The 12,354-nt window shown below is 69.9% G+C and carries 11 protein-coding genes and 1 other RNA gene; 7 read left to right on the top strand and 5 right to left on the bottom strand.

The features are described 5' to 3' along the window. Positions 1-39 precede the first annotated feature (39 nt). Together ID574_RS02825 and ID574_RS62240 are read left to right on the top strand one after the other, a co-directional pair. On the top strand, positions 40-2,064 hold the full coding sequence (locus ID574_RS02825; RefSeq protein WP_188187171.1) for a serine/threonine protein kinase: 2,025 nt from the start codon (positions 40-42) through the stop codon (positions 2,062-2,064). A 58-nt stretch (positions 2,065-2,122) separates the two neighbouring features. Beyond that, positions 2,123-2,851 (top strand): Clp protease N-terminal domain-containing protein, encoded by a 729-nt coding sequence (locus tag ID574_RS62240; RefSeq protein WP_188187170.1) that lies wholly within the window; start codon positions 2,123-2,125, stop codon positions 2,849-2,851. A gap of 19 nt (positions 2,852-2,870) precedes the next feature. Here ID574_RS62240 and rnpB read toward each other — a convergent pair. The 4 genes from rnpB to ID574_RS02800 all read right to left on the bottom strand — a co-directional run bounded on the left by rnpB (position 2,871) and on the right by ID574_RS02800 (position 6,294). Then, an RNA gene (gene rnpB, locus ID574_RS02815) (RNase P RNA component class A) lies at positions 2,871-3,260 on the bottom strand. A 144-nt stretch (positions 3,261-3,404) separates the two neighbouring features. Next, on the bottom strand, positions 3,405-4,754 hold the full coding sequence (locus tag ID574_RS02810; protein ID WP_188187169.1) for a bifunctional RNase H/acid phosphatase: 1,350 nt from the start codon (positions 4,752-4,754) through the stop codon (positions 3,405-3,407). Further along, positions 4,751-5,491, bottom strand: a complete 741-nt coding sequence (locus ID574_RS02805) for a zinc ribbon domain-containing protein (RefSeq protein WP_188187168.1) — start codon at positions 5,489-5,491, stop codon at positions 4,751-4,753. Before ID574_RS02805 ends, ID574_RS02810 begins: the two co-directional genes overlap by 4 nt. 2 nt (positions 5,492-5,493) lie before the next feature. Then, complete coding sequence (locus ID574_RS02800; protein WP_188187167.1) at positions 5,494-6,294, bottom strand: Nif3-like dinuclear metal center hexameric protein; 801 nt, start codon at positions 6,292-6,294, stop codon at positions 5,494-5,496. Positions 6,295-6,410: 116 nt separating this feature from the next. Here ID574_RS02800 and ID574_RS02795 point away from each other — a divergent pair, with 116 nt between their 5' ends. Both ID574_RS02795 and ID574_RS02790 read left to right on the top strand, forming a co-directional pair. Beyond that, positions 6,411-7,895 (top strand): flavin-containing monooxygenase, encoded by a 1,485-nt coding sequence (locus ID574_RS02795; RefSeq protein ID WP_188187166.1) that lies wholly within the window; start codon positions 6,411-6,413, stop codon positions 7,893-7,895. Positions 7,896-8,023: 128 nt separating this feature from the next. Next, positions 8,024-9,052, top strand: a complete 1,029-nt coding sequence (locus tag ID574_RS02790; RefSeq protein ID WP_188187165.1) for a dipeptidase — start codon at positions 8,024-8,026, stop codon at positions 9,050-9,052. Here the strand turns inward: ID574_RS02790 and ID574_RS02785 are convergent. Next, positions 9,006-9,473, bottom strand: coding sequence for an SSI family serine proteinase inhibitor (locus ID574_RS02785; RefSeq protein ID WP_188187164.1), 468 nt, complete (start codon positions 9,471-9,473; stop codon positions 9,006-9,008). The genes ID574_RS02790 and ID574_RS02785 overlap by 47 nt on opposite strands. Positions 9,474-9,608: 135 nt before the next feature. On the opposite strand from ID574_RS02785, the gene ID574_RS02780 reads away from it, so the two are divergent. From ID574_RS02780 to ID574_RS02770, 3 genes are all read left to right on the top strand, one after another. Next, entirely contained in the window at positions 9,609-10,397 is a 789-nt protein-coding gene (locus ID574_RS02780; RefSeq protein ID WP_188187163.1) for a GNAT family N-acetyltransferase, read from the top strand. A gap of 64 nt (positions 10,398-10,461) precedes the next feature. After that, complete coding sequence (locus tag ID574_RS02775; protein WP_188187162.1) at positions 10,462-11,898, top strand: Nramp family divalent metal transporter; 1,437 nt, start codon at positions 10,462-10,464, stop codon at positions 11,896-11,898. A gap of 64 nt (positions 11,899-11,962) precedes the next feature. Beyond that, positions 11,963-12,316: a VOC family protein gene (locus ID574_RS02770; RefSeq protein WP_188187161.1), complete on the top strand. Its 354-nt coding sequence runs from the start codon at positions 11,963-11,965 to the stop codon at positions 12,314-12,316. Positions 12,317-12,354: the final 38 nt, after the last annotated feature.

The raw sequence follows: 12,354 nt of genomic DNA, 5'->3' as shown, positions 1-12,354 counted from the left end.
AAGTTTCGGAGATCGCCTTCATCGGGTCAAAATTCCTTCATGCCGTCTTACGCGCCGCTGACCTCTGGTGACCCCCGGCAGCTTGGGAACCTGCAGATCATCGGCAAACTCGGCGAAGGAGGACAGGGCGTCGTCTACCTCGCCAAGAACCCCTCAGATGCGTACGTGGCCGTCAAATGGCTGCAGTCCGACCAGTCGGACGACCACGTCAGCGTCGGGCGGTTCCTGCGCGAGGCGGAGGTCGCCCAGCGGGTGGCGCCGTTCTGCACCGCGGCCGTCCTCGGCACGGGCGTGCAGGACGACCGGCCGTACATCGTGAGCGAGTTCGTCGAGGGCCCCTCCCTGCAGCAGGTCGTGAGGGACGAGGGCCCGCGCACCGGCGCGGCGCTGGACCGGCTGGCCATCGGCACCGCCACCGCGCTGGCCGCGATCCACCAGGCCGGAATCGTGCACAGGGACTTCAAGCCGGCGAATGTCATCATCGGCGCGGACGGGCCGCGGGTGATCGACTTCGGCATCGCACGTGCGCTCAACGCGACCACGACGTTCAGCAACACGCCGATCGGCACGCCCGCGTACATGTCTCCCGAGCAGTTCACGGGGGAGGCGATCGGGCCGGCGTCCGACATGTTCTCCTGGGCCGGCACGATGGTCTACGCGTCCTGCGGGCGGGCGCCCTTCGGGAGCGGGGCGATGCATCCGCTGATCAGCCGGGTGCTCAACGGGCCGCCCGACGTGGGCGCGCTCGAAGGGCCGCTGCGTGACGTGGTGCTGGAGTGCTTCTCCAAGGATCCGGGGCGGCGGCCGACCGCCCAGCAGGTCATCATGCGCCTGCTGGGGCACTCGGTGCCCACCGCCGGCCTCCTGGAGCAGGGGGCGATGGAGGCCTCGCCGAGCAGCCGTCCTCACACCGGCGGAATCCAGCTCGACGACCGTCGCGACATGGGCGGGACGAAGAGAGGCACGGGGCCGATCGTCGCCGGAGTGGCGGCCGGGGCCGCCCTGCTGATCGTCCTGGTCGTGGCGGCCGTGACGGTGGTGCTGGACAAGGTCTCGACCGCGGTCGGATCCACCACCGCGGCCGGATCCACCACCACGGCGCCGGCGGAGACGACCCTGACGCCGCCGTCCTCCATCCCCGCCACAACCACCAAGCGCACGCTGCCCGGCGGCGCGATCACGCTCCACGAGCACCCGTCCGACCCGATCACGCTGACGGCGTACGAGGTCTACAACAGGAACCTCGACGACGACGTCGACTACGCCAGGCAGTCGCTGCGGGACGACACGTTCGACCGGCACTCCGGCAACTGGGAGTCGCTGGTCTCGCCCGACGGGCGCTACCTCGCGGGCAGACCTCAGGACTACACCTCGGACGACTACGACTCGATCCTCTTCACCGACCGGCAGGCAGGCGCCAGCTTCCGCGTCAAGACCGTGCGCAAGCCGCTGATCAGCACACTCCGCGCCTGGTCGAAGGACAGCTCGAAGGTCCTGCTCAACATCGACAAGAAGATCAAGGACAACAAGCAGGGCGAGGACGAGTGGGCCTCTCTGGGCTTCGCGATCGTCGACGTGGCCCAGGCCAAGGTCAGCGTGATCGAGGTGACCGACACGTCGGTCCAGGACTCCGACTACGGCTGGGACGCCGCCGAGACGGGCGTGGTCATCGTCTACGGCAAGGACGAGGGACTGCGCTTCTTCGACGCCGCCGGCAAGCCCACGCGGGACGTGGCGGGGGTCGGGCCGCTGGCGTCCGGCACCCTGGACATCTTCTCGCCCTCCGGCAAGATGTTCGTGACCGACTGCCCGGGCGGCGGCGACGGCGACCACTGCCTCTTCGACACCGGCACCGGCAAGCGGGTGCGCACGTTCTCCTCCGACTGCGACAAGGTGCTGGGCTGGTACGACGAGTCGCATCTGTACTGCTGGGAGCAGGACAACGGCGCGAACGACGAGGTCCGGGTCGTGGCGTTCGACGGCAAGCTGACACGTACCCTGCTGGAGGTCCCCGAGGACCTGGACTTCACCCCGTACTTCACGGTGAACCCCACCGGCAGCTGAGCCGACAATCGTCAACCTCCCGTTGACGACAGCTCGGCCGTCAACTTATGGTTGACGCATGGACAGCACGGTACGTCTCGACGACCTGATTTCCGCAGTCAAGAGCCGTCACCCCGCCGGCGACCCCCTGGGCGAGCTGTCGGACGCGGTGACCTTGGGCGAGCACATCGGCGAAGTCGCCGACCACCTGATCGGCCACTTCGTCGACCAGGCCAGGCGCTCCGGCGCCTCCTGGACGGACATCGGACGCAGCATGGGCGTCAGCAAGCAGGCCGCCCAGAAGCGGTTCGTGCCCAAGGACGGCGGCTCTGGCTTGGCCGCAGACATGCGCACGTACTCCCGCTTCACCGACCGGGCCCGCAGCGTCGTCGTGAAGGCACAGGAGGAGGCGCGGGCGACGGGTCACAGCCACATCGAGCCGGGCCATCTGGTGCTCGGCCTGCTTCGCGAACCCGAGGCCCTGGCTGCCACGACCATGGTGAGACTCGGCGCGTCGCTCGACTCGGTCAGGGACGCCGTCACGGCCACGCTCGGACCGGGCGGCGGGCACCCGGCACAGACGATGATGCCGTTCTCCGCGCAGAGCAAGAAGGCACTGGAGCTGACGCTTCGCGAGGCCCTGCGGCTGGGTCACGACGTCGTGGGCACGGAGCACATCCTGCTCGGCGTCCTGTCACTGGAGGAAGGGCCCGTCGTGCGGGCGCTGGCGGATCTCGGCGTGACCAAGGAGCGGGCCGAGCGCGAGATCATGCAGGCTATGGAGCAGATCAGGCGCACCAGGGACTGACCTCAGGCCGAAGTGATGGGTGACGAGTCGGCCTGTAGGCCGGGTTCTGTCCTTCGTGTGAAGGGGCGACCATCCATCTAGGACCGCCGTTGCCGGCGGCCTCGAGCGGTCTACCCGCGCGGCTCGGGCGGGCCGCCCTCGAACGTCGCGCGCGGAACGCTCCGGGGAGCGTTCCTTCTTGACCTTGCTCCGGGTGGGGTTTACCTAGCCGCCCACGTCACCGTGGGCGCTGGTGGTCTCTTACACCACCCTTTCACCCTTACCTCCTGTGCGACCGGGAGGCGGTCTGCTTTCTGTGGCACTGTCCCGCGGGTCACCCCGGGTCGGCGTTACCGACCACCCTGCCCTGTGGAGCCCGGACCTTCCTCGGCGGGCCCGCTGGGCCCGACGCGGTCGCCCGGCCGACTCGTCGGTAGAACATTATCAAGTTTCAAGCTGTTCCCAACCCAACCGCAAGATCGACGCGGTGGGATGGGGGCGTATCGCCTGAGGGGGGCGATGCGCAGACGGGCCGTGCCGGGTGAACTGGCGGAACCCGGCACGGCCCATGACGTCAGCGCAGGTGCGAGGTGTCGTTGAACGACTTCACCACGGAAGGCCCGTCCGCGTAGTACTCGATCATCGACAGGCACGCCAGGTCGAGGTGCATCCGGTAGAGGGATTCCAGCGGGGCCATGAGGGCGAGCCTCAGGAGCATCTTGATGGGCGTCACGTGCGAGACGGCCAGGACGGTCTTGCCCTCGTACCGCTCCACGAGCCGCTCCCCCGCCGCCTGGACGCGGCGCGCGGTCGTGGCGAAGCTCTCGCCGCCCGGCGGGGCGGCTTCGGGGTCGGCCAGCCAGGCGGCGAGCTCGGCCGGCCACTTCCGCTGCACTTCGGTGAACGTGTGGCCCTCCCAGGCGCCGAAGTCGGCCTCCCTGAGGTCGTCGTCCACCTCGACGTCGAGGCCGGTCCGCTCGGCGACGGCGGCAGCGGTCTGCCGGGCCCGCTTGAGCGGCGAGGTGACGATCACGTCCAGCTGGTACGGCTCCCGCGACAGGCGCTCGGCGGCGGCCGCCGCCTGGGCCCGGCCGTTGGGCGTGAGCTCGGCGTCGCCGAGGCCGGAGAACCTGCGTTCGATCGACAGCTCCGTCTCGCCGTGGCGGAGGAGGAGCAGCGACGTCGCGACGCGGGTGGGCGGGCGCCAGCCGGTGCCCTTGCCTGTGCCGCGCTGCTGGGCGGCGGCGACGGAGGCGGTTGGGGCGGATATTTCGGATATGTCGCCAGCGTCGAGGAGGTCCGTCTGCCGCGCGACAGGAGGAGGGGCGCTTGGCGCGACCAACCCACCGGTCCCACCCGGTGCCGAGGGGCCGCTTGGTGTCTCCGGTCTGCCGAGCGTCGAGGTGTCGCCCAGCGGGGCCGGGCCGCCGGGCGTCGAGGGGGCGCCCAGCGGGGCCGGGCCGATGACTGTGTCAGGTGCGGAGGTGCCGCCGGCTTTCCAGGCCAGGCCCTTGGCGGCGGCGTCCATGGCCTCGTTGGCCAGGCGGTCGGCGTGCTGGTTGCGCTCGCGCGGGATCCAGGTCCACTCCGTCACCCGCAGCCGCCGCACCAGCGCCCCGGCCTCCAGCGCCAGCGGTCGCAGGCCCTCGTGCTTGACCTTCCAGCGGCCCGCCATCTGCTCGATGACCAGCTTCGAGTCCATCCGGACGGCCACCGACGCGCCCTCGCCGCCGAGCCGCAGCACGGCCGTGAGCCCGGCGATCAACCCGCGGTATTCGGCGACGTTGTTGGTCGTGACGCCGATCGCCTCGGCCACCTCGGCCAGCACCTGGCCGTCCGCGGCGTCCCTGACCACCGCGCCGTAGCCGGCCGGCCCCGGATTGCCGCGCGAGCCGCCGTCGGCCTCGATGACGTAATGCGTCACAGGCCCGACTCTGGCGTGCGCACGAGGATGCGGCGGCACTCGTCGCAGCGGAGCACCTCGTCGTGGGGGGCGGCCTTGATCCGGTTCATCTCGGCGATGGACAGGGCCACCTTGCAGCCCTGGCACCGGCCGGCGCGCAGCATGGCGGCGCCCACGCCGTACTGCTCCCTGAGCTTCTCGTAGAGCTTGAGCAGGTCGGCGGGGATCTCGCCGGAGACGGCGGAGCGGCGGCCCCGGGCCTCGGTCGCCTCCTTGTCGATCTCCTTCAGCGCGGCGTCGCGGCGGTCTTCCGCGGCGGACACGGCGGCGGCCACCTCGTCGCGCCGCGCCACCAGGTCGGTCACCCTGGCGTCGGCGGCCTCCCGCCGCTCCATGATCTCCAGGACGATCTCCTCCAGGTCGCCCTGGCGCTTGTGCAGCGAGGCGATCTCGGACTGGAGGCTCGCCAGGTCGCGGGGCGAGGTCACGGCGCCGGAGTCGAGGCGCTTCTGGTCGCGCTCGGCGCGTGTGCGCACGGCGTCGACGTCGCTCTCGGCCTTGGCCTGCTCGCGCGCCAGGTCGCCGGCCTCGGTCTCGGCCTCGATGACCTGGGTGGCGAGCCTGGCGTACTGCTTCGACCGCTCGTCGATCTCGGCCAGCTCGGGCAGGGTGCGGCGGCGGTGGGCCAGCCGATCAATCACGGAGTCGAGCTCTGCCAGGTCGAGAAGTCTCTTCTGGGCCTCAGGGGCTGCTTTCATGATCAATATCCTCTTGTCCAAGCATCGGTGACCGTGGCGGAGACACGCGTTTCAACGGTAACGCCACTGGCGTGCAGGATGGACGCGGCGCTGTCGAGCCACGGCCACTCGGTCGCCCAGTGTGCCGCGTCGATCAGCGCGGGGCCGCCCGACTCGATGAACTCGCTCGACGGGTGGTGGCGCAGATCGGCGGTGAGGAACACGTCGACCCCCGCGGCCGCGGCGGTCGCGAGGAGGGAGTCGCCCGCGCCCCCGCTGACCGCCACGCGGGTGACGGACCGGGACAGATCGCCCGCCACCCGGATCCCCCCGGAGGTCCTGGGCAGCCCTTCGGCGGCCTGAGCCGCGAACTCGCCCAGTGTCGTCCCCTCCGGCAGCTCCCCGATGCGGCCCAGCCCGCGCCACGGGTCGTCGGGGAAGGGCTGGAGCGGCACCAGGTCGCCGGTCAGCCCGACGGCTCTGGCCAGGGCGTCGGACACGCCGGGGTTGGCGACGTCGGCGTTGGTGTGGGCGGTGTAGAGGGCGATGTCGTTCTTGATCAGGGTGTGGACGAGGCGGCCCTTGGGGGTGGTCGCGGCCACGCTCGTGGTGCCGCGCAGGTAGAGGGGGTGGTGGGTGACGATCAGGTCGGCCCGCCACTCCAGGGCCTCCTCGGCGACGACGGCGACCGGATCGACGGCGAACAGCACCCGCCGCACCTCCTGCGCCGGATCCCCGGCGACCAGGCCCACCGCGTCCCACGACTCGGCTCGGGCGGGCGGGTAGGCCGCCTCCAGCACCTCGATCACGTCAGCCAACGTCACAGCAGCCACCTGCGAAGACTACCGGCCCGTGGGAGGCGCTCGCGGAGGATGGGAAGGGGTGTCGGCAGAACACGGTTCGGCGTACTGTAAGTGAATACTGACACGCGGAGGACGGCATGGCACCAAGCGTCGCGATCGTCGGAGCGGGGTTCGGCGGACTGTGCATGGCGATCCAGCTCGAACGGGCCGGGGTCCGCTCGTACACCGTGTTCGAGAAGGCGGACGGCCTCGGCGGCACCTGGCGCGACAACAGCTACCCGGGGGCGGGCTGCGACATCCCATCCCATCTGTACTCCTACTCGTTCGAGAAGTACGCGAGCTGGACCCGCCGTTACCCCGAGCAGCCGGAGATTCTCGGCTATCTAGAGCATTGCGCCGATAAATACGACGTCAGGCGAAAAATCCGTTTCCGCACGGAAGTGCGGCGAGCCGTCTTCGACGGCTCCCAGTGGCAGGTCACGACCGCCGCTCCCCCGGCCGACGGCGCGACAAGCATGGAGAAAGGCACGGAGGAGCGCACGGAGACGTTCGACGTGGTCGTGACGGGAGTCGGGCAGCTCAGCCGGCCACGCCTCCCCGATATCCCCGGAATGTCGGACTTCGCGGGCGTCTCCTTCCATTCCGCGCGCTGGAACCACGATCACGACCTCACGGGCAGGCACGTCGCGGTGATCGGGAACGGCTCGTCGGCGGCCCAGTTCATCCCGCGCGTCGCCGAGCAGGCGGAGCGGCTGTACGTCTTCCAGCGCACTCCCAACTGGGTGATCCCCAAACCGGACGCCACGTTCCAGCCGCTGACCAGGCTCGCGTTCCGCCTCGTCCCCGGCCTCCAGCGGGTCTACCGCGAGTGGATCTACCGGTACGCCGAGGCCACCCTCTACCCCGCCCTCGCCCAGGGGTGGAGCGCCGACCTGCTCAGGAAGCGGGCGCTGCGGCACCTGCGCGACCAGGTGCCCGACCCTGAGCTGCAGGCCAAGCTCACGCCCGCCTACCCGCCGGGTTGCAAGCGGGTCGTCATCGACAGCGCCTTCTACCCGGCCCTGACCAGGCTCAACGTCGACGTGGTCACCGACAAGATCGTCCGGCTCGTGCCGCAGGGCGTCGAGACCACCGAGGGAGTGCGCGAGGTCGACACGATCGTGTACGCCACCGGCTTCATGACCACCGACTTCCTCGCCCCGATGGAGATCACCGGGCGGGGCGGGCGGTCGCTGCGGGAGCAGTGGGCGGGCGGGGCGGAGGCGTACCTGGGCATCTCGGTGCCGAACTTCCCGAACATGTTCCTGCTGTACGGGCCGAACACCAACCTCGGGCACAACTCCATCGTCTTCATGATCGAGTGCCAGGTGAACCACATCATGGCGTGCCTGCCGCGCCTGGCCGCGCACGGGCCGATCGAGGTGCGGCCCGAGGTCATGGCGGCGTGGCGCGGGCGGCTCGACGCGGCCATGGAGCGCATGGTGTGGGGCGGAGGATGCCAGAGCTGGTACATGACGGCGGAGGGCCGCGTCACCAACAACTGGCCCGGCCCCACGACGCTCTACCGCAAGCTGACCGCCAAACCCCCGCACAACGCCTACCGCCCGATCCCCGCGAGCTGACGCGTGCCCCGCCGCGTGCACCCACGCCGATCGCCCCGTCCGCCGGGAACCCGGGGTCGTACGGGTGATCCAGAAGATCGGACTCCGGCCCGTTGGTGCGGCGCGGGCGACCGCGATAACTTCCGACCATGACGCTTCCGCTGCATCAGCGCGCCGTCGTGGCCGACACTCACAACGATCTGCTGATGGCCGTCTCCGCCCGCCCGCCAGGGCAGTGGGCCTCGTTCTTCCGCGAGAGGTGGCTGCCCCAACTCGTCGCCGGCGGGGTCGACCTGCAGGTGCTGCCGGTCTTCATCGACGACCAATACCGGCCGGAAGGCGCGCTGCGGCAGACGCTGCGCATGATCGAGTGCGCACATGTGATCGCCGAGGGAAACGCCGGCCACGTCCGCCTGTGCCTCGACGCCGCCGGCATCGACGCGGCGCTCGGCGACGGCAAGATCGCCCTGGTGCTGGCGCTGGAGAGCATGCCGGGCCTCGACGCCGATGTCGAGTTGATCTCGACCGTCCACCGCCTCGGCGTACGGGTGGCGTCCATCGCGCACTTCGGCCGCACGCCGCTGGCCGACGGCAGCGGCGAGGACGCCACGGGCAGCGGGCTTACCTCGCACGGCATCGCCGCGCTGGCGGAGATGGAGCGGCTCGGCATCGTCTTCGACGTCTCCCACCTGGGCGCCTCCGGCCTCGCCCACGTGCTGGAGCTGGCCACCAAGCCGGTCATGGCCACCCACTCCTCCGCCCGCGCGCTGCGCGACCACCACCGCAACCTCACCGACGAGCAGCTGCGCGGCGTGGCCGCCACGGGCGGCGTGATCTGCGTCAACTTCTTCGGCCCCTTCCTCGCCGACCGCTCGGAGGACATGACGCTCGACCGCCTGCTCGACCACATCGAGCACATCGCGGCGGTCGCCGGCATCGACCACGTCGGCCTCGGCCCCGACTTCATCCGCGAGGTCATGGACGATCTGACGCCGCCCTGTTGCGAGGACTTCTTCCCGAGGGGCGTGGACCCGAAGGCCGCGGTGCCCGGCCTGGAGGGGCCGGCGGGCCTGCCGATGGTCACCGAGGGCCTGCTCGAGCGCGGCCTGCCGGAGAAGGACGTCATGAAGATCATCGGTGGGAACGTCCACCGCTTCCTCGGGGAACGGCTGGCTTGAACGGAGCCGCCGCCTCCGGTCGGGCCGTGGCCTCCACGACCGGGCCGAGGGCTCTCCGCATCTCGCAGGTGCTGGGGAATCGGTGCTGGTACGAGACGCGCCGCCCGCGCCAATGGCCGGTGATCGAGACGTCGACCGGCATGTAGATCAACGGACACGGGCCGGGATCGACGTTCAGGTGCTTAATCCATCCGTTGACGGCGCGCAGCGCGTCGCACGCCTCCACGGGCCGGGGGTGGCCGCCTCCGTCCGGGCCGCAGCGGAGGTTCATCCTGTACGCGCCGCCGTCTGCAGGAGAGACGGCGATGTCCAGCTCCGCTCCCGCCGCGGCGGCGGCAGGCGACGGCGCGGCCAGGATCGCGACGGCGCAGAGCCCGAGCGCGGCCGTCCTGCGGGCGACGGCGATCAGCGCGAAAGTCATGGAATCCCCCTGTTTCAACGGGCGTCCCGGCCGGGACGGCACACCTGACCACATTAAGTCATGAGACTGCGACTCACCGTGATGGAGACACGTCCCACGTCGCCCCCACCGGGCGCGACGTGGGTAAATGGTGAGATGACCAGCGAGAGCGAAGAGGCGGCGGCCAAGGCCGGTGTGGAGATCAGGGAGTTGCGGGAGATCGGCGAGTTCCGGGAGGTCTACCGGCTCTTCGACCAGATCTGGCACCCGGATCCGCACAACCCGCCCATCACCGTGGAGTTGATGATCGGGTTCGCGCACACCGGCAACTACGTGGCGGGGGCGTTCGAGGAGGACACGCTCGTGGGCGCGTCCGTCGGATTCCGCGCCGCCGGCCGGGCGCTGCACTCCCACGTGACCGGGGCCGTCAAGGGCCGGGGCATCGGCTACGCGCTGAAGCTGCACCAGCGGGAGTGGTGCCGGGAGCGGGGCCTGGAGCGGATCACGTGGACGTTCGATCCCCTGGTGCGGAGGAACGCCCGGTTCAACCTGGCCAAGCTGGGCGCCCAACCCGAGGCGTACGTGGAGGACTTCTACGGGGCGATGGCGGACGCGATCAACGAGGGGGACGCCTCCGACCGGCTGCTGACGGCGTGGCAGGTGAATCCGGGCGAAGACGGCGGAGCGGGCACCTCGCCGGCCGACGTCGGGGCGTTGCCCGTGCTGCTGGGGTCCGAGGGTGATCGCCCCGTCGTGAGAGGGGTTCAAGGCGACGTGGTGCTGGTGGGGACGCCGCGGGACATCGAGGCGTTGCGGCGGACGGATCCGGCGGCCGCCAAGGAGTGGCGGATGGCGGTCCGGACCGTGCTCGGGGCACTGATGGGCGCGGGCGGTCATGTGGTCGGTTTTACGGAACGGGGAGAGTACATAGTGGTGGTTAACTAGCTATTCCACCCGCGTTTCAGGTCTCTGTAATGTGACGGATAGGTAAGCCGAACAAGGAGACCGCATGGCGGAGTTCATCCCGACCGTTCCTGCGCGAGTCCTACCGCCCGTCACCGTCCGAGACCTCCCCGAACCACCCACGTCGAAATGGCGCATCATCGGCCCCGGCCTGGTCGGCGCCGGCGTGGGACTGGCCTCGGGCGAGTTCATCCTCTGGCCGTACATCGCCTCCCAAGTCGGGCTCATCTTCATCTGGGGAGCCGCGATCGGGATCATCACCCAGTGGTTCCTCAACATGGAGATCGAGCGCTACACCCTGGCCACCGGTGAGACCGCGCTCACCGGGTTCAGCCGGATGTGGCGCCACTGGGGGCTCGTCTTCGTCCTCATGACGCTCGCCTCCAACCTGTGGCCGGGCTGGGTGACAAGCTCCGCCACCATGGTGACCTACCTGACCGGGACGGACGCGGGCAGCGTGCGGTGGATCGCCATCGGCATGCTCATCGTGATCGCGCTCGGGCTGACGCTGGCACCCGTGATCTACATCGCGCTGGAACGGGTGATCTTCGTGAAGATCGCCCTGGTGGCGACGCTGATCGTGGTCGCGATCGTGTTCGCGATCAATGCCGAGAGCTGGGCCGAGCTCGGCAAGGGGATGACCGTCGGGGCCCGCTTCCCGGTGCCGGCGCTGGAGTTCGCCCTGCTGATGGGCGCCATCGCGTACGCGGGCGCGGGCGGCGGCCAGAACCTGTGCCAGAGCAACTGGATCCGCGACAAGGGCTTCGGCATGGGCGCGTACGTGCCGCGCCTGGTCAGCCCGGTGACCGGGCACGAGGAGGCGGCCGCCTCGACCGGATACCAGTTCGCGCCGACCAAGGAGAACCTGGCGCGGTGGCGGCAGTGGTGGCGCTTCGCGAACGTCGAGCAGGCGTGGACGTTCGCGATGGTGTCGTTCGTGACGATCGCCCTCATGTCGATGCTGGCGTACTCGACCGTCTTCGGGAGGGAAGGGCTGGCCAACAGCATCGGCTTCCTGAAGGTCGAGGGCCAGGCGCTGCAGAGCATCGTCGGCCCCTGGTTCGGCGTGCTGTTCTGGCTGATCGGGGCGCTGGCGCTGTTCGCCTCGGCCATGGGCATCGTCGACTACACCTCCCGGCTGGCCTCCGACACGATCAAGACGGTCTACCTGCGCGACAAGCCGATCTCGGTCAACAAGATCTACTTCTACACCGTCTGGGCGATGGTGCTCATCGGGATCGCGATCCTGCTGCTGGGCTTCGACCAGCCGCTCATCCTGCTGGTGTTCTCGGCGAGCTTCGCGGCCGTGATGATGTTCGTGTACTCGATCCTGCTGATCATCCTGAACCGGCGGTCGCTGCCGGACGCCATCAAGGTGCGTTCGTACCGGCTCGGGGCGCTGATCTGGTCGGTGGCCTTCTTCGGCACCCTGACCGTGCTGACGCTCATCCAGCAGGCCCAGCGGTTGTTCGGCGGAGGGTGACGGCGACCGGGCCGTCCGGCTCCCGCTCCTGGGACGGCCGGGCGGTTCGGCGTATCGTGAGCACATGATCAACGGAGCGCATCTGATCATTTACAGCCGCGACGCGGACGCCGACCGGGCGTTCTTCCGCGACGTGCTCAGCTGTCCGAACGTCGACGCGGGCGGCGGCTGGCTGATCTTCAAGCTGCCGCCCGCGGAGGTGGCCCTGCATCCCACGGACGGGGCGGAGGTTCACCAGCTCTACCTGATGTGCGACGACCTGGAGCGCACGATGGAGGAGCTGCGGGCCAAGGGGGTGGAGTTCGCCGCGCCGGTCAGCGACGAGGGGTGGGGGCTGCTCACGGCGATCACGCTGCCCGGGGGCGGGCGACTCGGGCTGTACGAGCCGCGCCACGAGACGGCGTACGACGTGAACTGACTTGACCTCAACCTCGGTTGAGGTACAAGACTCGCCGT

Source organism: Nonomuraea sp. SYSU D8015 (assembly GCF_008065375.1).
In the GTDB taxonomy this organism is placed as follows: Bacteria; Actinomycetota; Actinomycetes; order Streptosporangiales; family Streptosporangiaceae; genus Nonomuraea.
Note: the sequence above shows the minus strand (reverse complement) of the source record. Positions and strands in the feature narration are given on the sequence as shown.

Bases quoted from the DNA above. Each gene is read 5' to 3' on its own strand.
- ID574_RS02825 (WP_188187171.1), top strand. From the start codon at position 40: ATGCCGTCTTACGCGCCGCTGACCTCTGGTGACCCCCGGCAGCTTGGG.
- ID574_RS62240 (WP_188187170.1), top strand. From the start codon at position 2,123: ATGGACAGCACGGTACGTCTCGACGACCTGATTTCCGCAGTCAAGAGC.
- ID574_RS02805 (WP_188187168.1), bottom strand. From the start codon at position 5,491: ATGAAAGCAGCCCCTGAGGCCCAGAAGAGACTTCTCGACCTGGCAGAG.
- ID574_RS02795 (WP_188187166.1), top strand. From the start codon at position 6,411: ATGGCACCAAGCGTCGCGATCGTCGGAGCGGGGTTCGGCGGACTGTGC.
- ID574_RS02790 (WP_188187165.1), top strand. From the start codon at position 8,024: ATGACGCTTCCGCTGCATCAGCGCGCCGTCGTGGCCGACACTCACAAC.
- ID574_RS02785 (WP_188187164.1), bottom strand. From the start codon at position 9,473: ATGACTTTCGCGCTGATCGCCGTCGCCCGCAGGACGGCCGCGCTCGGG.
- ID574_RS02780 (WP_188187163.1), top strand. From the start codon at position 9,609: ATGACCAGCGAGAGCGAAGAGGCGGCGGCCAAGGCCGGTGTGGAGATC.
- ID574_RS02775 (WP_188187162.1), top strand. From the start codon at position 10,462: ATGGCGGAGTTCATCCCGACCGTTCCTGCGCGAGTCCTACCGCCCGTC.
- ID574_RS02770 (WP_188187161.1), top strand. From the start codon at position 11,963: ATGATCAACGGAGCGCATCTGATCATTTACAGCCGCGACGCGGACGCC.